Genomic DNA, 21,677 nt, shown 5'->3' on the forward strand with positions numbered 1-21,677 from the left:
TTCTCCTCCTCGTAAACGGTGCCGAGGAGAAGTGGTGCCGCTCGGGCGCGTCGGGATCGGGGCGCGTGCGTCTGAGCGTCCGGCGACGGGGTACGGGACCTCCGACAGGAAGGAGGCGCCGTGCGCGCTCTCACCGAACCGGACGGCACCCCGGAGGTCCTCGCGCTCCGCGCGCTCAAGCTCGGCGACATCCTCGTGGCGGTGCCGGCGCTCAAGGCGCTGCGCCGCGGCTTCCCCGAGCACCGGCTGATCCTCGCCACGACGCCCTGGCTCGAGCCGATCGTCGACCTGATCGAGGGGCTCGACGCCCTGGTGCCCACCCTGCACGGCCTCGACGACCCGCTCCCGATGGTCGCCGGCCGCGTCGAGCTCGGCGTCAACCTGCACGGCAACGGTCCGGAGTCGCGGCTGCGCCTCGCCGAGATCGAGCCCGAGCGCACGCTCGAGTTCCGCGTGCCGGCGCTCGATCCCGACGCGAGCCACGACGACCCGCGCCCGCTCTGGATCGACGGCGAGCTCGAGCGCGCGCGCTGGGCCCGCCTGGTGAACTCGATCGGCCTGGACGCCGATCCCGAGGACGTCGCCATCGCGGTTCCCGAGGTCGCGCCCCGGGTCGACGGCGCCGCCGTCGTGCACATCGGCGCCTTCTACGGCTCGCGCGAGTGGCCCGAGGAGCGCTTCGCCGCGGTCGCCCGCTCGCTCGCCGACCAGGGGCACCGCGTCGTCTACACCGGAGGCGCGAACGAGGCCGACCGCGCCCGTCGCGTCGCCGAGCTCGCCGGCACCGGGGAGGTGCTGGCCGGGGAGGTCGACCTGGTCGAGTTCGCCGCGGTGGTCGCCGCCGCCGAGACCCTCGTCACGGTCGACACCGGAGCCGCGCACCTGGCGTCGGCGTACGGCATCCCCTCGGTCGTGATCTTCGGCCCGGCGCCGCCCGAGGCCTGGGGCCCGCCCGCGAGCGGACCGCACATCGTGCTGACCGACGCGTCGCTCCGCAAGGGCGACGTCTTCTCGTCCGAGCCGGACCCGGCCCTCCTGGCCGTGCAGACCGAGGACGTCCTGGACGCCCTCGCCTCGCTGCCCTCGCGTGCCGAGGCGCACCTCAGGCGGACCGCAGGCGGGGTGCCTGCCGGACGGGCGTGACCACGGCGACGCGGGAGCGGGGGGAGCGCGGCTGATCCGAGCGCGAGGGAGCGCCCAGCCGGTCGGCCAGCTGCGCGAGGATCCGGCGCTGCAGGCGCGAGACCTGCATCTGCGTCGTGCCGAGGGCCTCCGCGATCTGCTGCTGGGTCATCTCCTCGACGAAGCGCATGCGCAGCAGCTCGCGCTGCGCGTCCTCGAGCTCCGCGAGGGCCGTGGCGAGGCCGTGACGGCGGTCGATGGCCGCGAGGTTCTCGTCGTCGCCGCCGAGCGTCTCGCCGAGCCGCACTCCTCCGTCGCCGCCCGTGCCGACCGTCTCGTCGAGGGAGAGCGGATGACCGGCCGAGCGGGCATCGGCGACCTCGGCGGCGTCGACGCCGAGCCGCAGAGCGATCTCGTGGTCGGACGGGTGCCGACCGAGCTCCTGCGAGAGCTCCTCCGCGACGACCCCGGAGCGGCGGTGCAGCTCCTGCACGCTGCGCGGCGGGCGGACCATCCAGCCCAGATCCCGCAGGTGGCGCTTGAGCTCGCCGGTGATCGTGGGCACGGCGAAGGCGGCGAAGCTGTCACCGCGCTCGGGAGCGAAGCGACGGGCGGCCTTGACGAGGCCGACGTACGCGACCTGGCGCAGGTCCGCCCAGTCGCCGCCGGCACCGCCCCCGCGCGAGACGCGGCGGGCCATGGCTTCGGCGAGTCCGAGGTGGTCGAGCACGATGCGCTCGCGGATGCGGTCGCCCTCGGCGCCCGTGGCCTCGGCGGCCGCGCGGAACAGCGAGAGGGTGCGCGCGTCCTTCTCCTCGCGTGCCGGATCCATCGCGGCGGTGGCGCGCGACATGGCGACGGTCGTGCTCATCCGAATCCCCTTTCCGGGCGTGCTGGCGCGAGGCCCGGGGCATGGCGGATGCGGTGCGCTCCTCATCGAGCGGCCCCGGAGAAGCGCTCTGCACAGAGCACCACTGCTCCTGGGAGAAGACGAGTCCGTTGACGCGGAGCACTGCTTCGCGATAAAGGGCGTGGGAGCGCGGTCATGCGGAGGATCCCGTCCGTGCGGCGGTGCGGAGGGCCCCTGAACCGGCGTCCGCGCGAGTCCGCACCCCCCGGAACGCCCCTTGTCCAGCCCGACGGCACTGCGCGCTCCGCGGCTAGAATCGCGGGCGTATGTCTGAGCTCACCCCGCCCTCCGATCGCGCCGCAGCGGCGCACCCGTTCACGACCGCGACCGGGAGCGACGTGCGCGTCCGCTTCTGCCCGTCCCCGACCGGGACGCCGCATGTCGGCCTCATCCGCACCGCCCTGTTCAACTGGGCGTACGCGCGGCACACGGGGGGCACGTTCGTCTTCCGCATCGAGGACACCGACGCGGCGCGTGACAGCGAGGAGAGCTACGAGCAGATCGTCGACGCGCTGCGCTGGCTCAAGCTCGACTGGGACGAGGGCGTCGGAGTGGGCGGCCCGCACGGCCCGTACCGCCAGTCCGAGCGGAGCGACGTCTACCTCGACGTGATCCAGCGCCTGCTCGCGTCGGGCCACCTCTACGAGAGCTACTCCACGGCCGAGGAGATCGACGCGCGCAACGAGGCCGCCGGCCGCGCCAAGCAGCACGGCTACGACAACTTCGACCGCGGTCTCACCGAGGAGCAGCGCGCGGCGTTCCGCGCCGAGGGCCGCAGCCCCGCGCTCCGCCTCCGCGTCCCCGACGCCGACCTGTCGTTCGACGACCTCGTCCGCGGCGAGATCACCTTCCCCGCCGGCTCCTTCAGCGACTTCGTCGTCGTGCGCCCCAACGGCCAGCCGCTCTACACGCTGGTGAACCCGGTCGACGACGCGATCATGCAGATCACGCACGTGCTCCGCGGCGAGGACATCCTGCCCTCCACCGCCCGGCAGATCGCGCTGTACCACGCGCTGATCGACATCGGAGTGACCACCTTCGTGCCGCGCTTCGGCCACCTCCCGTACGTCATGGGCGAGGGCAACAAGAAGCTCTCGAAGCGCGACCCCTCCTCCAACCTGTTCCACCACCGCGACCGAGGCTTCATCCCCGAGGGCCTGGTCAACTACCTCGCGCTGCTGGGCTGGTCGCTGACCCACGACCGCGACGTCTTCTCGATCGACGAGATGATCGCCGCCTTCGACGTCGCCGACGTGAACCCCAACCCCGCGCGCTTCGACCTCAAGAAGGCCGAGTCGATCAACGGCGACCACATCCGTCTGCTCGCCGTCGACGACTTCACCGAGCGCACCGTGCCGTACCTGATCGCCGCGGGCGTGCTCGAGGGCGAGCCGACTCCTGCGCAGCGCGCGGTGCTCGACGCCGCCGCGCCGCTGGTCCAGGAGCGCATCGGACTGCTCGGCGAGGCGCCGGGCATGCTCGGCTTCCTCTTCACCACCGCCGAGGCGCTGTCCTACGACGAGGACGCCCTCAAGGGCCTCCCCGCGAACGCCGGCGACGTGCTCGCCTCGTCGATCGAGGCGCTGTCCGCGGTGCCGGAGGGGGAGTGGCTGACCGCCTCGATCCAGGCCGCGCTCGCCTCGGCCCTGATCGAGGGCCTCGGGCTCAAGCCCCGCATCGCCTACGGACCGCTGCGCACCGCGATCTCGGGCCGCCGCGTCTCGCCCCCGCTGTTCGAGTCGATGGAGATCCTCGGGAGGGCGGAGTCGCTCGCGCGCCTCTCGCGCCTCGCCGACCGCACCTCCGCCTCCGCCGGACCGGTCTGAGCATGGCCGAGGCGGTGGGAGGGCACTACGACGTCGTCGTGATCGGCGCGGGTCCGGCCGGTCTGTCGGCCGCGCTGAACTTGGCGCGCGCCCGCCGCAGCGTGCTCCTGCTCGACAGCAACCGTCCGCGGAACGCCGCGACACTGCACTCGCACGGCTTCCTGACGCGCGACGGAGTCTCACCGCTCGAGCTCCGCCGCCTCGGCCGCGAAGAGGTCGAGAGCTACGAGGCCGCCGAGGTGCACAACGCCCTGGTGACCTCGGTCGAGCGCTCCGGCGGCGAGTTCCTCGTCTCCGCGCGCGGCGTGCGCGGCGCCGCGAACCGCGCCGTCGTGGCCACCGCCGTGGTCGTCGCCGCGGGCCTCAGCGAGAAGCTGCCCCGCCTGCCCAGCCTCCGCGCCTACTACGGCACCGCCGTGCACAGCTGCATGGAGTGCGACGGCTACGAGAAGGCGGGGGAGCCCCTCGCCCTGATCGGAGAGACCTCCGACCTCGCCGAGCGCGCCATGCTCCTCTCGCAGTGGTCCACCGATCTGATCGTCTTCACCAACGGCATCGGAGTCGTCAGCGACGCCGACGAGTCCCTGCTCGGCTCGATCGGCATCCGCGTCGAGCGCCGCCCTGTCGCAGACCTCGCCGGCGAGCGCGCGGAGATGACCGGCGTCCTGCTCGAGGACGGCGACGTCATCCCGCGCACCGGCGCCTTCGTCCGCCCGATCTGGGTGCCGGTCCTCGAGTACCTCGACGCCGCCGGCCCCGAGACCGACCGCGACGGCTTCCTCCGGGTGGACGCGGGCGGACGCACCTCCGTCCCCGGCCTCTACGCCGCCGGCGAGGTCACCGCCCCCGGCCCGCAGCAGCTGATCGTGGCCGCCGGCTCCGGCGCGCAGGTCGCCTCGGCGGTCAACCGCGACCTCGTGCGCGCCCGCCTCGGCGAGGCCGCCCCCGAGTCCGAGGCCCACGCGATCCACGAGGCCGGCGTCGATTTGAGCGGCGTGCGCCCGTAGGGTAGTGTTCTTCCTCGGCGCCGGAAGTTCTTCCGGCCGCCGCCTGGCCTCCTCCCTCACCTGTGGATGGCCATTGGGGTATGGTGTAATTGGCAACACGGCTGATTCTGGTTCAGTTGTTCTTGGTTCGAGTCCAGGTACCCCAGCAGTTTCTCGGCTCCGCTTCGGCGTGAGCATCCTCGCCGGAATCGTCCTGCAAGGTCGTGTCGGCCTGCGCGTCGCTCCGTCCGCGTGTTGCTGTCGATGCCCCGCGTTCGATGCGCCAGAGCCGCGGTCGATCGCGTCACTCGACTCGGATCGGGCCTTTCGCGGTCCTCAGGCCCCGTTCGCGCGCAATCGCTCCGGCCTTCCTCCGTCAGTGGACGCGGAAAGGCCTCCGTATTCCGTTCGGGACCCGATCCGCGACGACTCGTCGTCGAGCGAGCACGGACCTGCCGCGTGAAGCACGCCGAACGCGATCCGTCCACTCCGTTCGACCTCTGGAGCACCCGGTTACGCTGGCGCCATGCGGGCTGAGCGGATGCGGATGTTCGGCCTCGCCGCCCTCGCCCTGACCTCCGTCCTCCTGCTCACCGGCTGCTCCGGCGACTCGTTCCGCGCCGACTTCGCACGGACTTTCGGCAGCGACGAGGCGATCGCGGATCTCGAGCTCTCGACGGTCGACAACATGCCCTTCACCGGCGGAGTGAGCGCCGAGGTGGTGGCGCGCGACGACCTCGCCGATGCCGACCTGCGGGCGCTCGCCGACCGACTCAGTGCCTTCGCGTCCGAACGCCCCGCGGGAGACGTCCGGGTCGTGCTCGACGCGGAGGGGCTCAGTCTCCCCGTCTCGGGCGACTCCGATCTCACCGACGGGAGGATCGCGGCGGCGCTCGAGTTGCGGGACGATCCGCGCGTGTCGTCCGTCGCGCTGGCCGCGGACGACAGCGACGACCGAGTCAGCGGGCTGAGCCTCATCCTCGCCGAGTCGGCGACGGCGCGGGACCTCTTCGCGCTCGCCCGGGACGCTCCCGACCTGCTGCCGGACGCGGCTCCGGTCCACGTCAGCGTGCAGAGCTCCGACCGGTCGGAGCTCGTCGGCGGCGACCCGGGGGCGTGGATCGACGCTGCAGAGGGCACGTGGGAAGCGGTCTCGGCGGCGGTGCCGGTGATCGGCTTCCGGGCGGCGCCGGAGCGGCTCGAGGTGACGCTGGGCAGCGAGGAAGACCTCGCGGCGGCGGAATCGGCAGCGGCATCGCCCGGCGGCCCTGCGGTCGCCTTCTCGAGTCCATTGGTCGCGCTCGGCGACGGCGCGTCCGGGGAGTCGGCGCGCATCGTGCTCGCCGCTCTCGACCCCGAGGTCCTCGCCGACCTGCGCTCCGTCTGGACGGACGACGACCACCTCCGGCTCGCCGTCGATGCAGTCGATCGGGCCGTGACCGTCGCGGAGGCGGTGTCCGCGACTCCGGGGTCCGTGCAGTTCTCGACCGTCACGATGAGCGTCGGCGAGGCTCGAACGCTCGAGATCAGTGCACCTCCCCGCTCTCTCGGTGTGGCCGTCGCGGACGCGTCGGCGGTGCTCGCGACTCCGGGCGTCACCGCGGTGGCCCGGTCGGACCGGTCGGTGACGGTGACGGCCTCGGGTGACGACGGCGACCTCGGGCGACTGCTCCCTGCGGCGCGGAGCCTCGCCCCCGAAGGCGCCCGCGTCTGCATGGAGCGCGCCGACGGCACCGGGGTCTGCGACACCTCCACCGACTGACGGCGCAGAGTCGCGGTCGCTCAGTGCCGAGACCCGCCGCCCTCCGCTCCGCCTCGGGCCGGGGCATGCCACGATGAAGGCGTACATCGCTCAGAGACACGTCTCCGGCGTGTCCCGAGAAGGGGGAATCTCGTTCATGCAATCCGACCTGCTCTGGATCGTCATCGCGGGGGTCGTCGCCGGCGCCCTGCTGCTGCTGGCACTCATCGGCTTCTTCATCTTCCGCGCCTGGTACCAGGTGCCCCAGGCCGACGAGGCGATCGTGATCGTCGGCAAGAAGCAGAAGGGGGATGACGGGCTCACGTCCAACATGACCGTCATCACCGGTGGCGGCGCGTTCGTCAACAAGCTGACCCAGCGCTCCGACCGCATCTCGCTGCGGTCGCGGCAGATCAAGATGGAGCCGGTCGCGCAGACCAAGAACGGCGTGACCATCCACCTCGCCGGCGTCGCGCTCGTGAAGATCGGATCCACGGCCGACCAGGTGCGCGCCGCCGCCGAGCGCTTCGCCTCGCAGGACCAGTCGATCGACGTCTTCACGACCGAGCAGCTCGAGGGCGCCCTCCGCGGCGTCGTCGCGAAGCTCAGCGTCGAGGAGGTCATGCAGGACCGGCAGAAGCTGGGCGACGAGATCGCCGAGGGCATCAAGGGCGACCTGCTCGCGCAGGGACTCGTCCTCGACTCGTTCGCGATCCAGGGGGTCACCGACCGCAACGGCTACATCGAGGCTCTCGGCGCGCAGGAGATCGAGCGCGTCCGCCGCGAGGCCGACGTCGCCCGGATCAACGCGGCGCGCGAGGTCAAGGCCCGCCAGCTCGCGACCGACGAGGCGAACCTGATCGAGCAGACCGCCTACGACAAGAACACCGCCGCCGCGAAGTCCGAGGTCGGCCGCGCGAACGCCGAGGCCGAGCAGGCCGAGAACCTGGCCCGCGCCGAGCGCGAGCAGGCCGTTTTGGTGCAGCGCGCCGAGAACCGCCAGGCCGAGCTCGACGCCGACGTCAAGCGCGTCGCCGACGCCGAGAAGTACCGCCGCCAGACCGAGGCCGACGCCGACGCCTACGGCCGCGCCAAGAAGGCCGAGACCGACCGCCAGGTCGCGCAGCAGGTGTCCGACGCCGAGGCCTACGCCGTTCAGCGCCAGGCCGAGGCCCGCCAGGCGTCCGCAGCAGCCGAGGCTGCAGCCGTGAGCGCCCGTGCCGAGGCCGAGGCGCACGCTCTGCGGGCCAAGGCCGGCGCCGAGGCCGAGGCCCTGCGTGCGAACGCGACCGCCGAGGCGGAGGCCATCCGCGCCAAGGGCGAGGCGAGCGCGGCGGCCATCGCGGCCGAGGCGGAGGCGCTCCGCGAGAACCAGGAGGCGATCCTGGGTCGCGAGCTCATCGGGCAGCTGCCCTCGCTCATGTCCGAGTTCGCCAAGGGCTATCAGAACGTCGGCACCATCACGCTGATCGGCGGCGACACCGCCGGCACGCACATCGCCCGCGAGCAGGCGGCGAGCCTCGCCGCGACCTTCGACAGCGTCAAGTCCGCGACCGGCGTCGACCTGGGGGCGATCCTCCAGGGCCAGGCGTTCGGCCGCGGAGTCGGCGCCGCTGCTCAGGGGTCGGGCCAGTCCGACCCGACCGCGGTGCCCTCCACGAGCTGAGCGTCGGCGGCAGGCCGCCCGACCCGGTGCCCGATGGTGGCCCCGGGTCGGGCGGCCGTCGTTTCATGCGAAGAGCTGGAGCGCGGAGCGACCCAGCCGGACGCGGCCCACTCGTCGCGAACCGGTGCTCACGGGGTCAGCAGGCCCCGGTTCGGGTCCATCCGGCGCGGGCTCTGTCGCCGAGTGGACGCGGAACGGCCCTCACAGCTCGTTCAGGCCCCGGAACCCGTCCACTCGTCGCGGCGATACTCAACGGCGACCAGTGCGCAGGCCGACGACGGGCCCAACGCGAACAGTGCACGCGCGACCACCGCACAACTGTGGCCGCTACTCCGGCGTGCCCAGCTCCTTCCGCATCCGCACCGCCGTCGTCTCGTAGCCGAGTGACTCGTACAGTCCGCGCGCGGTCGTGTTGAAGCCGAAGACGTTGAGGGCGAGCGCGCGGTAGCCGCGCGCGAGCGCATGCTCCTCCGCCAGGAGCATCGCGGCGCGACCGGACCCGCGCCCGCGGAACGGCTCGTCCACCTCGACGTCCCAGATCCACGCCACGCCCTCGAGCTCCTGCGGGTGCGGCCCCACCCAGATCACGCCGACCGGGACGCCGTCGTCGAGGATCCACAGCACGTCGTGGCCGGGTGCGAGGCGGCCCTCCGGGAAGAGGCGGTCGTGCGAGGCGTCCGCGTTCCGCTCCGCCGCTGCAGCGTCGTCGCCCGCGCGCAGGCGGTCGGCGACGTAGGACGCACGCTGCACCTTCATCCAGGCGGCGAGATCGGAGGAAGGGAACGGGGCGAGGGAGACGGACACCCCTCCACGCTCCCACGATGCGGATCGATCAGTCGCGCACAGTCCCGCGCGCGGTCCATCCGTCACTCCCGGCATGAGGTCACGACTGATCGTCACGGACGGCCGCTCATCCCGAGCAGGGACGACCGTCCGCGACGGATCGGATTACACCGCGTCGCCGTTGGACACGATCTGCGGTTCTAAGCAGCTCAGAGCCGCGGAAAGCGCCCAACGGCGGCGATCATGAGCGGTCCGCGTCCTCGCGCGCCGACACCTGGTCGGCGTGACGCTTCTTCCCGAAGCGCGTCGCGAGGAACAGCAGCGACCCGACCACGACGTAGCCCGCGGTGCCGAGCCACACCACTCCGGTCTGCTGGGTCAGGAGCACGATGCTCGCGATCGTCGCCAGGATCGGGACGACCCGCGGCACCGAGAAGTGCGGGTGGTCGACGCGGTCCTTCTTCAGCACGAGCACCGAGACGTTCGCCGAGATGAAGACCAGGAGCAGGAGGAGCACGGTGGTCTCGGACAGCGTGCCGACGTCGCCGAGGACGCTCAGCACCATCGTCACGCCGCCGACGACGATGATCGACACCCACGGGGTGCGGCGGTTCGGCAGGACGCGTCCGAAGGCGCTCGGCAGCAGGCCCGCCGTGGCCAGGCCGAAGCCGACCCGGCTCGCCATCACCATGAACAGCAGCGCGCCGTTCGCGATCGCGACGAGCGCGATCAGGCCGAACAGCCACGGCGGCACTGCCACTCCGCTGGCCGCGACGACGTCGAGCAGGGGACCGGTCGACTCGGCGAGCTCGTCGATCGGCAGCACGATGACCGCGCCGAGGGCGATCAGGAGGTAGACGACGGCGGCCGTGAACAGGGCCGCGAAGAGGGCGCGCGGGTAGACCTTCGAGGGGTTCCGCACCTCCTCGGCCATGTTGGCCGCGGCCTCGAAGCCGAGGAAGGAGAAGAAGGCGACGATGGAGGCGGCGAACGCGCCCTGCAGCGGGGCGACCTCGGGGTTGAACTCGAGCACTCGCGAGAAGTCGCCGTTGCCGCCGCCGAAGAAGATCGCCGCGCAGACGATCACGATCACGAGGCCGCTGACCTCGATGACCGAGGCGACGAGGTTCGCGGTCAGCGACTCCTTCACTCCGCGCAGGTTCACGAGGGTGAGGATCGCGATGAAGACGAGGGCTGTCGGCACGGGCGGCACGTCGAGCAGCGCGCCGAGGTAGTCGCCGGCGAACGCGTTCGCGAGGGCGGCAGCGGTCGTGATGCCGGACGCCATCATCAGGAAGCCGACCAGGAACGACAGGTACGGCTTGCCGAAGGCGCGGTCGACGTAGCGGGCGGCGCCCCCGGCGTGCGGGTACTTCGTGATCAGCTCGGCGTAGGTGCCTGCGGTCAGCAGGGCGATCACCAGGGCGATCAGCAGCGGGAGCCAGATCACGCCGCCCACGTCGTTCGCCATGGTGCCGACGAGCGTGTAGATGCCCGCGCCGAGGGTGTCGCCGACGATGAAGGCGAACAGGAGCGGCCCGGTGATGACCTTCTTGAGGGTTCCCTTCTCGGATCCCTTGCCGGTCCCCGGGGAGCTCTCGCCGGTCGTGCTCGTCGTATCCGTCATCCGGTAACTCCACCCATGTGGGGGCACTCCGCGCAAGCCCTGGTGGTCGATCACTGCGATATTTCTCACGGTCGAAACATCACGACGAGGCATCCACCGCCGGCAGCTGCGCCCCGATCACCCGCAGCAGCTCGAGCTTCTCGTGGCTCGGTGACCCGGGGGCCGCCGTGTAGACGAGCAGCGCGTGGGAGTCGACCGGGTCGATCAGGGTCTGGCAGGCGAGGTCGAGCCGCCCGAGCTCGGGATGCTCGAACCGCTTGGTCTCGCCGGGCCGCACACCCACCTCGTGCAGTGCCCAGAGCCGGCGGAACTCGTCGCTGCGCTCGAGGAGCAGCTCGACGTAGCGGGCGGCGCGGGAACCGGGTCCGCGGCGGCTCAGCACTTCGCGCAGGCCCGACGCCCAGACGCGCGATAGCTGCTCGTGCCCCTCCTCGGCGTAGATCGCCCGGCTCGCCGGGTCCGTGAACCAGCGGTAGCCGATGCTGCGCTCGGGCCCGGTGAAGCGGGTGAGGTCGCCGGTGAGGGCGACGCCGAGCGGAGTCTGCCGCAGCGTCTCGCCGAGCTCCGTCACGATCTCGGCGGGCGTGTCCTGCAGGCGGTCGAGGATCCGGAGCAACCCCGGGCCGACGTGGCCGTCCGACGCTCCGCGCTCGGGCGGCCGGTGCCCGGCGAGGTGGAAGAGGTGGTCGCGCTCGGCGAGGGTCAGGTGCAGTCCCTGCGCGATCGACGCGAGCATCTGCTCAGACGGCTGGGGGCTGCGTCCGCGCTCGATGCGCGCGTAGTAATCGGCCGACATGCTGCAGCGGGCGGCGACCTCCTCGCGCCGGAGCCCGGCGGTGCGGCGGCGCGCCGTGCGCGGCATCCCCACGTCCTCGGGCTGCAGCGCCTCGCGTCGCGCGCGCAGGAACTCGGCGAGCCCCTCCCGGTCCATCGTGCGCATCGGTCCTCCTGACGTCGCTCCCTTTCTACCGGCGGCCGACGTGCTCAGCCACGGTCCGCCGATCCACGGTTGAGCGGGACGTTCCTCCGAATCGCCGTCGGCCGCACGCTGGCAGCGCTGCACCCGGCAGCCACGAGTCAGGAGCCCGCCATGCCACGCCGACCGATCGACCTCGACCTCCCCGACCTCTCGGGCCGCCGCGCCCTCGTCACCGGGGGCAGCGACGGCCTCGGGCTCGTCCTCGCCCGGCGCCTCGCCGCGGCGGGAGCCGAGGTGCTGCTGCCCGTCCGCAACCGAGCGAAGGGAGAGGCGGCGCTCGCCCGCATCCGGGAGCATCGCCCGGGAGCCGCGGTCTCGCTCCGCGACCTCGACCTCTCGTCGCTCGAGTCGGTCCGGGCCCTCGCCGACACGCTCCTCGCCGAGGGACGGCCGCTGCACCTCCTCGTCGCCAACGCCGGAGTGATGACCCCTCCCACGCGCTTGAGCACGACGGACGGCTTCGAGCTGCAGTTCGGCACGAACCACCTCGGGCACTTCGCCCTGATCGGTCGGCTGATGCCGCTCCTGCGCGAGGGGCGGGCGCGCGTCGTGTCGCAGGTGAGCGTCGCGGCGAACCGGAACGCTGTGCACTGGGAGGACCCGGACTGGGAGCGCGGGTACCACGCCTTCCGCGCATACAGCTCGTCGAAGATCGCGGTCGGGCTGTTCGGCCTCGAGCTCGAGCGCCGCAGCGCGGCGCACGGCTGGGGCGTCACGAGCAACCTGTCGCACCCCGGAGTGGCACCCACCAGCCTCCTCGCCGCCCGTCCCGAGACGGGTCGCGCCCGCGACGGAGTCGACGTGCGGCTGATCCGGGCGCTGTCGCGCCGAGGACTCCTGGTCGGCACCGTCGAGACCGCTCCGCTGCCGGCGCTGCTCGCCTCCGTCCTCGAGGGCGCGGGCGGCCGCTTCGTCGGACCGGGCGGCCCCGGTGGGCTCGGGGGAGCGCCGACGGAGCAGCGTCCGTTCTCGCGCCTCGTCGACCCCGAGGATGCGCAGCGCCTGTGGCGGCTGTCGGAGGAGCGCACCGGAGTGACCTTCCCGTGACGGCCGCGTTCACCTCGCCGTCACCTGCGCGGGTGATCCTCGAGGGCATGTCGATGGCAGAGCCGTTCCTCCCGTCCTCCCGACCCACCCGCGACGCCGAGCAGGCCGAGCGCGATCTCGACGTCGAGGCCGCCCCCGAGACCGCCGACCCCGAGGTGGAGCTCCCGCCCGCCGGGCCGTTCCGGACGCCTGCGCCCGGCGATCGGTTGAGCGCCGACGAGCTCGCCGCCGAGATCGGCGACGGCGAGCCCGCCGACTGCGACTGAGTCAGGAGCGCGTGTCGACCGCCACCACGACGGCGAGAGCGGCCGCGACGGCACGGATGCTGTTCCACGCCGTCCAGGTGCGGGCGTACGAGGTCCAGGAGCCGGGTTCGCGCTCGAGCCGGCGGTTCAGCGGCACGTTCACCGCCACCGTGATCGCGGTGCTCGCGAGGGACGCGGCCGCGACCGCTCCGTCAGCGGGGTCGGAGCGGACGAGCGCCGAGACTCCGAGCGCTGCCGCGGCGACGGCCGCCCCGCCGAAGAGCAGCAGGAACGGCCCGCGCTCGGCGACCCGGTTGATCCCGATCATGACGGCCGCGGCATCGCGCGGATCCTGTCGGCGCAGCGCGGGGATCACCATCGTGCTGAAGGCGGTGTAGACGCCGGCGAGCAGTCCTGCTCCGACGGCGGCGGTGGTGGCGAGGGCGTGAGCGGTTCCGGTCATGTCTTCATCCCACCGCGGGAGGCGTGGACGGAAAAGGGGCGCGACGCTCGCATCCCTCGGTGATCGTCTACGGTGAGGCCGTGGATCCGCTCGATCACCTCCTCGCCGGCCCTCGCGCGACACGGGCGTTCGCCCTGCTCGTGCAGATGGGCTCGCCGTGGGCGCTCGACGTCCGCGACGGCGCGGCCCTGACCGTGATCGCGGTGACGGCGGGAGCGGCGCGGATCGACGGCCGGCTGCTCGAGGCGGGCGACGTCGCCCTCGTGATCGGGCCCGAGCCGTACGTCGTCAGCGATGCGGACGGGAGTGCCCCCACCGTCGTGATCGAGCCCGGCCAGCTCTGCCGCAGCCTCGACGGCCGCGACCTCACCGACGAGTTCCGGCGCGGGATCCGCCGCTGGGGCAACCGGGTCGACGGCGGGACGACGGTGCTGGTCGGCGCCTACGGCCGCGCCGACGACCTCGGCGGACTCGTCCTCCGAGCACTGCCGCGACTGGTCGTGGTGCCCTCCGCCGACGACGCGGTCGTCCCTCTGCTCGCCCGCGAGCTGCAGGGCAGCGGAGCCGCGGCCGGGGTCGTCGTCGACCGGCTGCTCGACGTACTGGTGGTCTCGACGGTCCGCCGCTGGGCGGTGGAGGCCGACGTCGACGCCTGGCTCTCGTGCCGCGATCCGGTCGTCGCCGCCGCTCTCGAGCTCCTGCACGCGGATCCTGCGGCACCGTGGACGGTCGCCGAGCTGGCCCGGCGCGTGAGCGTCTCGCGCGCGTCCCTCGCCGCCCGCTTCCGCGCCGCGGCGGGGACGCCTCCGATGACCTACCTCACCCGCTGGCGGCTGACGCTCGCGGGGGATCTGCTGCTGGATCCGACAGCGACGGTGGCGGAGGTGGCGCGGGCCGTCGGCTACGAGGACCCGTTCGCCTTCAGTTCGGCGTTCCGGCGCCGCACGGGAGCGACGCCCACCGAGTACCGCAGGCGCTCGCCGCGGCTCGCGTGAGGGGCGGCGGCCGCGTCAGCCGTCGATCCGCTCGGCCAGGGCGACGATGATCCCCTCGGGACCCCGGACGTAGGCCATCCGCCAGACGCCCTCGTGCTCGCCGACACCGCCGACGAGCCCGTGGCCGTCGTCGGCGAGCCGCGCGAGCACCGCCGCCAGGTCCTCGACCACGAACGCGAGACTCCGCAGCCCGGGCTCGGTCGCTCCGACCGGCGGCGGGACGGGAGGCGACGGGGGCCGGACGAAGCGCGAGAGCTCGACGGCTGTCCCACCGCCCGGAGGCCGGAGCATCACGATCTCGGTCCGCGCGCCGCTCAGGCCGACGACCGTGTCGAGGAACTCGCCCTCGACGGGAGTGCTGCCCTCGATCTCGAGGCCGAGCCCGACGAAGAACGCCGTCGCCGCCTCGAGATCGACGACCGTCACTCCGATGTGGTCGAACCCCGTGATCCCCGCCATGAGCGCCTCCTCGCGTCGGACCCAGTCAGGCACCGCCGCGGCGCCGTGTCAACGCACGGCCTCCTCGGCGCTGCGCCCCGTCGTCCCGAGGGCCGCGGCCGCCGCGCTGATCGCCGTGATGCGCTCCCAGTCCTGCGCGTCGATGGCCGCCTGCGGAGTCAGCCAGCTCCCGCCGACGCACGCCACGTTCGGCAGCGCGAGGTAGTCCTCGGCGGTCCCGACCGTGATCCCGCCCGTCGGGCAGAAGGTCGCCTGCGGGATCGGCGCGCCGATGGCCGCGAGGTAGGACGGTCCGCCTGCGGGGCCGGCGGGGAAGAACTTGAGCTCCGTGGCACCCTCCTCGAGCGCGGTCATCACCTCGCCGACGGTCGACACCCCCGGCAGCACCGGCACCTCGAGCGAGCGGAAGTAGCGGTGCAGCGAGCGGGTCAGCCCGGGGCTGACCAGGAACCCCGCACCCGCCGCGACCGCCGCGTCGGCCTGCTCGGCCGAGAGCACCGTGCCGGCGCCGAGCAGCATCTCCGGCACGTCCGCGGCGATCACCGCCAGCGACTCCAGCGCGGTCGGCGTGCGCAGGGTGAGCTCGATCAGCCCGATGCCCCCCGCGAGCAGCGCCCGCGCGACGGGGACGGCGTCCTCGGGGTCGAGGAGGGTGACGACGGGGATGACGGGGGAGACCCGCATCACGTCCAGTGCAGTGGTCATGCGCCGATCTCTTCTCTGATGCCCTGCGCGCCTCGACGGTCGAGGATCCCGTACCAGTCGACGAGGAGGGCGGTGACGGCCGGGTCGTCGGCCAGGTCGGGTCCGAAGACCGCGGGGGAGCGCAGCAGCGCCGGGACGACCTCTCCGGCGGAGCGATCCTCGGGGAGGAGGGCGCGCAGCTGGTCGGCGAGCGGATCGTCGAGCACCGCGGCGGTGGCGACGCGGTGCATCCACGCGGCGACGCCGAGGGCGGCCCAGCGGGGCTCCCGTCCGCTCGCGCGACAGGCGCGCACCGTGCTGAGCAGGCGGAGCGGGATCTTCTGCGACCCGTCGGCGCCGACCTTCGCGGTCGTGTGCCCGAGTGCCGGGTTGGCGAAGCGCCGCAGGACCGAGGCGGAGTAGTCCGCTCCGTCGAGCCGGTCGGGCAGGACGATCGTCGGCAGGGCGTCCTCGGCCATCATCCGCTCGGCCGCGAGGCGGAACGCGGGGTCCCGGACGGTCTCGGCGATCGTGTCGAGCCCGGCGGCGAGCCCCAGGTACGCCAGGAGCGAGTGGCTGGCGTTGAGCAGGCGCAGCTTCGCCGACTCCCACGGCTCGACGTCCGCGGTCAGCTGGGCGCCGGCGGCTTCCCAGGCCGGGCGGTCCGCGGCGAAGGAGTCCTCGATCACCCACTGCGCGAACGGCTCCGCGACGACGCCGCCCTCGTCGCGGAAGCCGGTCTCGCGCTCGATCGCGTCGAGGTCGACCGGAGTCGTCGCCGGGACCATCCGGTCGACCATCGTGCTCGGGAAGCGCACGTGCTCGGCGATCCACCCGGGCAGATCGGCGGCCTCCGATGACGGCAGCGCGGCGACGAAGTCGAGGACGAGCGTGCGGGTGAGCGCGCCGTTCGAGGGCAGGTTGTCGCACGGCACGACCGAGATCGGACCGGCGCCCGCCGACGCCCGGCGCTGGAGGCCGCGCGCGATCTGGCCGACGGCCGTGACGGGAGGACTCCCCGCCAGATCGGCGCGCACCAGCGCGTCGTCGAGGTCGAGACGGCCGGAGCGTGCCCGGTAGCCCTTCTCGGTGACGGTGAGGGTCACGACGGAGGTGCGCGGCGAGGCGATGCGGGACACCGCGGCGTCCGAGTCGGTCCGTCCCGCGAGCACGCGAGAGACCGAGGAGACCAGGCGCGGTGCGCGGGCCCCCTCCCCGCGTTCGACGAGAGTGAAGAGGCCGTCCTGGGGTGCGAGCTGCCGCACCACGGTGTCCGAGGTCTGCGTGACCCCGGTGATCCCCCAGCGCGTGTCGCCGGTAGCGAGCATCGCGTCCTCGGTGAGGACGGCCGTGTGCGCCCGCGCGAAGGCGCCGAGTCCGAGGTGCACGACGCCGTCGCCCAGACGGTCCCGGGGCACCGACGGGCGCGCTCCCGCCGCGAGCGACAGCCGCGTCACGAGGTCACCCCCGCATGGGCCCGAGTCTGGGCGAGGGTCGGGACGAGGCCGGTCCCGCCGCGGCCCCCGACGACGAGGGATGCGGCGGCCGCGGCGAGTCGAGCAGCGTCGGCGAGCGGATCGCCGAGCACGATCCGCGCGGCCAGCGTGCCGACGAAGGCGTCGCCGGCTCCGGTCTGGTCGACGACGGAGGGGGCGGGCACGGCGTCGATCCAGAGGCGCTCGCCGTCGCCGGTCGCCAGGTGCACGCCGCGCGAGCCGCAGGTGACCGCGACGGCGGCGGCGCCGAGGGCCAGCAGCTCGTCCGCGGCGTCGGAGGCGGAGTCGGCTCCGAGCAGGGCCGTGGTCTCGCCGGGGAAGGACGGCGTCACCAGCGCGGCGTGAGCCGCCAGGAGGCGCAGATCCGCCGCCGCGCGCTCGGCGGTGATCAGCCGGGGACGGTGGTTGGGGTCGTAGACGAAGCGCTGCGCGGTGCGGGCGGCGTGCAGCACGAGAGCGCGCGTGGTCTCCGAGATCGCGCAGGCGATCCCTCCGGCGACCACGGCGCCCGCCGCGGCCAGCACGGCGTCGTCGACGTCATCGACCCCCAGCGTCGAGCCGACGCTGCCCGAGCGGGCGTAGGAGAACTCCCGTTCTCCGTCCGGGTCGCTGTGCACGAGGTAGACGCCCTGCTGACCGCGCCGGAAGCGCAGCAGCTCGGTCGAGACGCCGAGCGCCTCGACACGGGCGGCGATCGCCCGGCCGAGGTCGTCGTCGGTCAGGACGGCCGCGAGGGCGACGCGCGCCCCGGCTGCGGCGGCGGCGGCCGCGACGTTGAGAGCGTCCCCCGAGACTCCGAGCAGCGCCGGCACGCCGTGGCCGAACGCGTCGTCGGTCGCGACCTCGACGAGCACCTCGCCGAGCGCGACGACGTCGTACGCTGCCCCGCTCACCAGTCGTGCACCGATCCGTCGAGCCGGCGGTTCACCGGCAGGTACTTCGGGTCGTAGGGGAAGCGCGCGGCGGCCTCCTCGTCGAAGACGACGCCCAGGCCCGGCGCGTCGCCGGGGTGCATGTAGCCGTCGGTGAAGGTGTAGTCCCAGCGGAACACCTCGCCCGCCGGATCCCGGTGGCCCATGTGCTCCTGGATCCCGAAGTTCGGGATCGAGAGGTCCACGTGCAGCGCCGCCGCCATCGTGATCGGCGAGAGGTCGCCGGCGCCGTGCGAGCCCGACCGCACGCCGTACAGGTCGGCGAGCGCGAAGATCCGGCGCAGGTGCGTGATGCCGCCTGCGTGCGAGACCGAGGTCCGGATGTAGTCGATCAGCCGCTCGGTGATCAGCTGCTGGCAGTCCCAGATGGAGTTGAAGATCTCGCCGACCGCGATCGGCGTCGTCGTGTGCTGGCGGATGAGCCGGAACGAGGACTGGTCCTCGGCGGGCGTCGGGTCCTCGAGCCAGAACGGGCGGAGCGACTCGACCGCCGCGCCCAGGCGGCCCGCCTCGATGGGGGAGAGGCGGTGGTGGACGTCGTGCAGCAGGTGCACGCCGTAGCCGAACTGCTCGCGGACGTGCCCGAGCATCTCCGGCGCGAAGTCGAGGTACGCCGTGGTCTCCCACGAGTCCTCCTGCGGCGAGGCCCCGCTGGCGGGCTCGTAGACCGCTCCGCCCGCCGGCGGGATGCCGTACGTCTTGTCGAGCCCGGGCACGGCGGCCTGCGCGCGGATCGCCTTGTAGCCGAGATCGAGGTGGCGCTGGAAGTCGACGTCGAGCTCGTCGAGCGTCGTCCCGCTGGCGTGGCCGTAGACCATGACCCCGTCGCGGGCGGCCCCGCCCAGGAGCTGGTACACGGGCATCCCCGCGGCCTTCCCCTTGATGTCCCAGAGCGCCACGTCGATCGCGGCGATCGCGGTCATCGTCACCGGACCGCGGCGCCAGTAGGCGCCCTTGTAGAAGTACTGCCAGGTGTCCTCGATGCGGCGCGCGTCGCGTCCGATCAGGAGGGGGCAGAGGTGGTCCTCGAGGTACGAGGCGACCGAGAGCTCGCGGCCGTTCAGCGTGGCGTCGCCGACGCCGATCACCCCGTCCTCGGTCTCGATGACGAGGGTCACGTAGTTCCGCCCGGGGGAGGAGACGACCACTCGGGCGTCGGTGATCTTCACAGTGCCTCCTTCTTCACGGGGGTCTCGTTCTGCACGGGAGTCTCCTTCTGCACGGGAGCGGGGTCCTGCGCGGGGCCGTCCTCCGGCTCGGTGCGACGTCCGCCGAGGCGGAGCATCACCTTGCTGCTGCCCGACGCCGGGTCCGCCGCGGTGCGCAGCGCCTCCTCGGCGTCGGCCAGGTCGAACTCGTGGGTCATGAGCGGAGAGAGATCGAGTCCGTCGCGCATCGCCGCGACCGCGTCGGTGATCTCGTCCACGAAGCGGAAGCTGCCGATCCAGGTGATCTCGCGGGTCACGAGGTCGCCCAGCGCGGCCGGCGCCGGAGCGCCGGGCAGATTGCCGACCTGGACGACGGTGCCGCCCCGGGCCGTCGCGTGCAGAACCGCTCCGAGTGCGGCGGGCGCCCCCGACGCCTCGAAGACGAGCTCGGAGTCCTCGGGGAGCGCCTCGCCCGCGGAGACGTCGCGCGTCTCGTCCGCGCCCATCCGGCGCGCGATCGCGAGCGATGCGGCGCTCAGGTCGGCGGCGGTGATGCGGCCGGCGCCCGCGTGGCGGAGGGCCGCGATGAGGAGCGAGCCGATGGGCCCGGCGCCGTTCACGACCACGTCCCTGCCCCGCACGTCGCCCGCGCGGCGCACCGCGTGCATCGCGACCGCCAGCGGCTCGGCGAGGGCGCCGTGGCGCGTGTCCACTCCGTCGGGCAGGGCGCGCAGCTGGTGCGCGAGCACGGTCTTGGCTTCGCTGAACCCGCCGTCGGCGTGGGGGTGGAAGGCCGCCGAGCCGTAGTAGCGGATGGCGGGGTGCAGGTTCGTGCGTCCCGCGATCCGCTCGGGGAGGCCCGGGTCGCCGACGAGCTCGGACGGGTGGACGGTGACCGCCTGCCCGATCTCCCAGCCCTCGACGCCCTCGCCCAGCCGGGCGATGCGTCCGGCGAACTCGTGCCCGAGGACGAGCGGATCCACGAGCCGCGCGGTCCCGGAGGCGCCGTGCTTCCAGTAGCTGAGGTCCGATCCGCAGATCCCGCCCCACTCGACCGCCAGGACGACCTCTCCGGGCCCGGCGACCGGGTCCGGCCGCTCGTCGATGCGCAGATCGCCCGCGCCGTGCACCACCACGGCTCTCATACCGCGTCCTCCAGTCGCACCATGTCGCGTCCGCGGACCTCGGGGCTCAGCAGAGCCGAGACGAGCGTCACGAGGGAGTAGCCGATCACCATCGCGGCGAGGGGCCACCAGGACCCTGTCACGGCGGTGAGCGTCGCCGCGAGCACGGGGCCGATCGCGGTGGTGAGGATGCCGCCGATCTCCTTGGCGAGCGCCAGCTGGGTGAAGCGCGTGCGGGCTCCGAAGAGCTCGGCCATCGTGACGGACTCGAGCGAGAACAGCGCGAGCACTCCGATGTTGAGGCCCACCACGATGCCGATCGTCATCAGGACGGGGTCGCCGCTGGTGACCATCATCATCATCGGGATCGCGAACAGGATCGTGAGCGAGGTGAAGACGATGTAGAGCGGGCGCCGGCCGAAGCGGTCGCCCAGGATCCCGAGCAGGGGCACCGTGACGAAGCCGCAGAGGGAGCCGATCACGATCGCGGTCGTGCCGATCGACTTGTCGCTGAGCATGACCGTCGCGATGTAGCCGATGAGGAAGGTCTGGATGAGACCGGAGTTGCCCGCCTGGCCGAAGCGCAGGCCGAGGGCGATCAGGAACGCCTTGCCCTTCTTCTGCTTCAGGGCGGTCTCGATGCTGCCGGTGCCGGCGATGAGGGCCTGCTCGGCGAGCTGCTTCTTGGTGAGCGCCACGCCGTCGACGAGGTCGTCGCGCTGCTCGAAGACCGGGCTCTCCTTCAGCGACGTGCGGATCCACACCGCGAGGATGAGGAGCACGAAGCTCGCGAGGAACGGCACGCGCCAGCCCCAGGTGATCAGGTCCTCGTCCGAGAGGGTCGCGACCAGGATCGCCCAGAGCGCCGACGCGCCCAGGGTGCCGGAGTTGGTGCCCAGGGAGACGAGGGACGAGATCAGTCCGCGCTTCTTCACCGGGGCGTACTCGGCGAGCATCACCGTCGCTCCCGCGATCTCGGCGCCGGCACCGAAGCCCTGCAGCAGGCGGAGGAAGACCAGCAGGATCGGGGCGAGAAGGCCCACCTGCTGGTAGGTCGGCAGCACGCCGATCAGCGTGGTCGAGACGCCCATCAGCGCGATCGTGAGGAACAGCACCTTCTTGCGGCCGATGCGGTCGCCCATCCGGCCGAAGTAGATCGCGCCGAGGAGGCGGGCGACGTAGCCGACGCCGTAGGTCGCCATCGCGGCGATGAGACCCACGGCCGGATCGAACTCGGGGAAGAAGATGCGGTTGAAGACGATGGCGGCGGCCAGCGAGTAGAGCTGGAAGTCCATGAACTCCATCGCGGTGCCGAGCCAGCCCGAGACGGCGACCTTCGCGAGGTCCTTCGTCGAGCGGACCCCCTTCTGATCGGGGGTCTGCGTCGGGGACGACGCGCGGGATCTCTGGGACATCCGGTGCTCCTTTGCATGCGGGTTCGAGT

The 21,677-nt window shown here is 72.9% G+C and carries 20 protein-coding genes and 1 tRNA gene; 9 read left to right on the forward strand and 12 right to left on the reverse strand.

The window, feature by feature from the left end; genetic code table 11:
* The first annotated feature begins 120 nt into the window (after positions 1-120).
* Positions 121-1,143, forward strand: a complete 1,023-nt coding sequence (locus LRG51_RS17520; RefSeq protein WP_230673993.1) for a glycosyltransferase family 9 protein — start codon at positions 121-123, stop codon at positions 1,141-1,143.
* On the opposite strand, the gene LRG51_RS17525 is transcribed toward LRG51_RS17520, so the two are convergent.
* Entirely contained in the window at positions 1,103-1,993 is an 891-nt protein-coding gene (locus tag LRG51_RS17525; protein ID WP_230673994.1) for a sigma-70 family RNA polymerase sigma factor, read from the reverse strand. The genes LRG51_RS17520 and LRG51_RS17525 overlap by 41 nt on opposite strands.
* Positions 1,994-2,298: 305 nt before the next feature.
* Between LRG51_RS17525 and gltX the strand changes: the two genes are divergently transcribed.
* The 5 genes from gltX (at position 2,299) to LRG51_RS17550 (ending at position 8,251) form a co-directional block, all read left to right on the forward strand.
* Positions 2,299-3,858, forward strand: coding sequence for a glutamate--tRNA ligase (gene gltX / locus LRG51_RS17530; RefSeq protein ID WP_230673995.1), 1,560 nt, complete (start codon positions 2,299-2,301; stop codon positions 3,856-3,858).
* A gap of 2 nt (positions 3,859-3,860) precedes the next feature.
* Positions 3,861-4,865: an NAD(P)/FAD-dependent oxidoreductase gene (locus tag LRG51_RS17535; RefSeq protein ID WP_230673996.1), complete on the forward strand. Its 1,005-nt coding sequence runs from the start codon at positions 3,861-3,863 to the stop codon at positions 4,863-4,865.
* Between the two features lie 74 nt (positions 4,866-4,939).
* Positions 4,940-5,011: transfer RNA gene (locus LRG51_RS17540), tRNA-Gln, on the forward strand.
* A gap of 359 nt (positions 5,012-5,370) precedes the next feature.
* Complete coding sequence (locus tag LRG51_RS17545; RefSeq protein WP_230673997.1) at positions 5,371-6,606, forward strand: hypothetical protein; 1,236 nt, start codon at positions 5,371-5,373, stop codon at positions 6,604-6,606.
* 136 nt (positions 6,607-6,742) lie between these two features.
* The gene (locus LRG51_RS17550; protein WP_055793491.1) at positions 6,743-8,251 is read left to right on the forward strand and encodes an SPFH domain-containing protein; all 1,509 of its coding nucleotides are present in this window, start codon (positions 6,743-6,745) and stop codon (positions 8,249-8,251) included.
* A 327-nt stretch (positions 8,252-8,578) separates the two neighbouring features.
* Here LRG51_RS17550 and LRG51_RS17555 read toward each other — a convergent pair whose 3' ends face one another.
* The 3 genes from LRG51_RS17555 to LRG51_RS17565 all read right to left on the reverse strand — a co-directional run bounded on the left by LRG51_RS17555 (position 8,579) and on the right by LRG51_RS17565 (position 11,601).
* On the reverse strand, positions 8,579-9,055 hold the full coding sequence (locus LRG51_RS17555) for a GNAT family N-acetyltransferase (protein ID WP_230673998.1): 477 nt from the start codon (positions 9,053-9,055) through the stop codon (positions 8,579-8,581).
* Positions 9,056-9,275: 220 nt separating this feature from the next.
* A complete protein-coding gene (locus tag LRG51_RS17560; RefSeq protein WP_230673999.1) occupies positions 9,276-10,661 on the reverse strand; it encodes an APC family permease in 1,386 nt (461 codons plus the stop codon).
* Between the two features lie 79 nt (positions 10,662-10,740).
* On the reverse strand, positions 10,741-11,601 hold the full coding sequence (locus LRG51_RS17565; RefSeq protein WP_230674000.1) for a helix-turn-helix transcriptional regulator: 861 nt from the start codon (positions 11,599-11,601) through the stop codon (positions 10,741-10,743).
* A 150-nt stretch (positions 11,602-11,751) separates the two neighbouring features.
* Here LRG51_RS17565 and LRG51_RS17570 point away from each other — a divergent pair, with 150 nt between their 5' ends.
* Positions 11,752-12,687: an SDR family oxidoreductase gene (locus LRG51_RS17570; protein WP_230674001.1), complete on the forward strand. Its 936-nt coding sequence runs from the start codon at positions 11,752-11,754 to the stop codon at positions 12,685-12,687.
* Positions 12,684-12,953 carry a hypothetical protein gene (locus LRG51_RS17575; protein ID WP_055793472.1) on the forward strand — a complete coding sequence of 90 codons (270 nt, stop codon included), beginning with the start codon at positions 12,684-12,686 and terminating at the stop codon, positions 12,951-12,953. The genes LRG51_RS17570 and LRG51_RS17575 overlap by 4 nt, the downstream gene beginning before the upstream one ends.
* A 1-nt stretch (position 12,954) precedes the next feature.
* Here the strand turns inward: LRG51_RS17575 and LRG51_RS17580 are convergent, their stop codons facing one another.
* Entirely contained in the window at positions 12,955-13,395 is a 441-nt protein-coding gene (locus tag LRG51_RS17580) for an anthrone oxygenase family protein (RefSeq protein ID WP_230674002.1), read from the reverse strand.
* Positions 13,396-13,475: 80 nt separating this feature from the next.
* Here LRG51_RS17580 and LRG51_RS17585 point away from each other — a divergent pair, with 80 nt between their 5' ends.
* A complete protein-coding gene (locus tag LRG51_RS17585; RefSeq protein WP_230674003.1) occupies positions 13,476-14,390 on the forward strand; it encodes a helix-turn-helix transcriptional regulator in 915 nt (304 codons plus the stop codon).
* A gap of 15 nt (positions 14,391-14,405) precedes the next feature.
* Here the strand turns inward: LRG51_RS17585 and LRG51_RS17590 are convergent, their stop codons facing one another.
* From LRG51_RS17590 to LRG51_RS17620, 7 genes are read right to left on the reverse strand one after another with little or no spacing between them, the layout of a single operon-like run.
* On the reverse strand, positions 14,406-14,849 hold the full coding sequence (locus tag LRG51_RS17590) for a VOC family protein (RefSeq protein ID WP_230674004.1): 444 nt from the start codon (positions 14,847-14,849) through the stop codon (positions 14,406-14,408).
* A 48-nt stretch (positions 14,850-14,897) separates the two neighbouring features.
* Positions 14,898-15,554, reverse strand: coding sequence for a bifunctional 4-hydroxy-2-oxoglutarate aldolase/2-dehydro-3-deoxy-phosphogluconate aldolase (eda, locus tag LRG51_RS17595; protein WP_230674005.1), 657 nt, complete (start codon positions 15,552-15,554; stop codon positions 14,898-14,900).
* Positions 15,551-16,990, reverse strand: a complete 1,440-nt coding sequence (locus LRG51_RS17600) for a mannitol dehydrogenase family protein (RefSeq protein ID WP_230674006.1) — start codon at positions 16,988-16,990, stop codon at positions 15,551-15,553. The genes eda and LRG51_RS17600 overlap by 4 nt, the downstream gene beginning before the upstream one ends.
* Positions 16,987-17,922: a PfkB family carbohydrate kinase gene (locus LRG51_RS17605; protein WP_230674007.1), complete on the reverse strand. Its 936-nt coding sequence runs from the start codon at positions 17,920-17,922 to the stop codon at positions 16,987-16,989. The genes LRG51_RS17600 and LRG51_RS17605 overlap by 4 nt, the downstream gene beginning before the upstream one ends.
* Positions 17,919-19,130 (reverse strand): D-mannonate dehydratase ManD, encoded by a 1,212-nt coding sequence (gene manD / locus LRG51_RS17610; protein WP_230674008.1) that lies wholly within the window; start codon positions 19,128-19,130, stop codon positions 17,919-17,921. Before manD ends, LRG51_RS17605 begins: the two co-directional genes overlap by 4 nt.
* Positions 19,127-20,254, reverse strand: a complete 1,128-nt coding sequence (locus LRG51_RS17615; RefSeq protein ID WP_230674009.1) for an L-idonate 5-dehydrogenase — start codon at positions 20,252-20,254, stop codon at positions 19,127-19,129. Before LRG51_RS17615 ends, manD begins: the two co-directional genes overlap by 4 nt.
* Positions 20,251-21,648: an MFS transporter gene (locus tag LRG51_RS17620; RefSeq protein WP_230674010.1), complete on the reverse strand. Its 1,398-nt coding sequence runs from the start codon at positions 21,646-21,648 to the stop codon at positions 20,251-20,253. Before LRG51_RS17620 ends, LRG51_RS17615 begins: the two co-directional genes overlap by 4 nt.
* Positions 21,649-21,677: the final 29 nt, after the last annotated feature.

Origin of the sequence: Rathayibacter sp. Leaf248 (assembly GCF_920939495.1) — a bacterium.
In the GTDB taxonomy this organism is placed as follows: Bacteria; Actinomycetota; Actinomycetes; order Actinomycetales; family Microbacteriaceae; genus Rathayibacter; species Rathayibacter caricis.

What these genes read in the sequence shown, in the direction of transcription:
- gltX (WP_230673995.1), top strand. Translation starts at nt 2,299, where the DNA reads ATGTCTGAGCTCACCCCGCCCTCCGATCGCGCCGCAGCGGCGCACCCG.
- LRG51_RS17535 (WP_230673996.1), top strand. Translation starts at nt 3,861, where the DNA reads ATGGCCGAGGCGGTGGGAGGGCACTACGACGTCGTCGTGATCGGCGCG.
- LRG51_RS17580 (WP_230674002.1), bottom strand. Translation starts at nt 13,395, where the DNA reads ATGACCGGAACCGCTCACGCCCTCGCCACCACCGCCGCCGTCGGAGCA.
- LRG51_RS17550 (WP_055793491.1), top strand. Translation starts at nt 6,743, where the DNA reads ATGCAATCCGACCTGCTCTGGATCGTCATCGCGGGGGTCGTCGCCGGC.
- LRG51_RS17525 (WP_230673994.1), bottom strand. Translation starts at nt 1,993, where the DNA reads ATGAGCACGACCGTCGCCATGTCGCGCGCCACCGCCGCGATGGATCCG.
- LRG51_RS17620 (WP_230674010.1), bottom strand. Translation starts at nt 21,648, where the DNA reads ATGTCCCAGAGATCCCGCGCGTCGTCCCCGACGCAGACCCCCGATCAG.
- LRG51_RS17560 (WP_230673999.1), bottom strand. Translation starts at nt 10,661, where the DNA reads ATGACGGATACGACGAGCACGACCGGCGAGAGCTCCCCGGGGACCGGC.
- LRG51_RS17545 (WP_230673997.1), top strand. Translation starts at nt 5,371, where the DNA reads ATGCGGGCTGAGCGGATGCGGATGTTCGGCCTCGCCGCCCTCGCCCTG.
- LRG51_RS17570 (WP_230674001.1), top strand. Translation starts at nt 11,752, where the DNA reads ATGCCACGCCGACCGATCGACCTCGACCTCCCCGACCTCTCGGGCCGC.
- LRG51_RS17590 (WP_230674004.1), bottom strand. Translation starts at nt 14,849, where the DNA reads ATGGCGGGGATCACGGGGTTCGACCACATCGGAGTGACGGTCGTCGAT.
- eda (WP_230674005.1), bottom strand. Translation starts at nt 15,554, where the DNA reads ATGACCACTGCACTGGACGTGATGCGGGTCTCCCCCGTCATCCCCGTC.
- LRG51_RS17565 (WP_230674000.1), bottom strand. Translation starts at nt 11,601, where the DNA reads ATGCGCACGATGGACCGGGAGGGGCTCGCCGAGTTCCTGCGCGCGCGA.
- LRG51_RS17615 (WP_230674009.1), bottom strand. Translation starts at nt 20,254, where the DNA reads ATGAGAGCCGTGGTGGTGCACGGCGCGGGCGATCTGCGCATCGACGAG.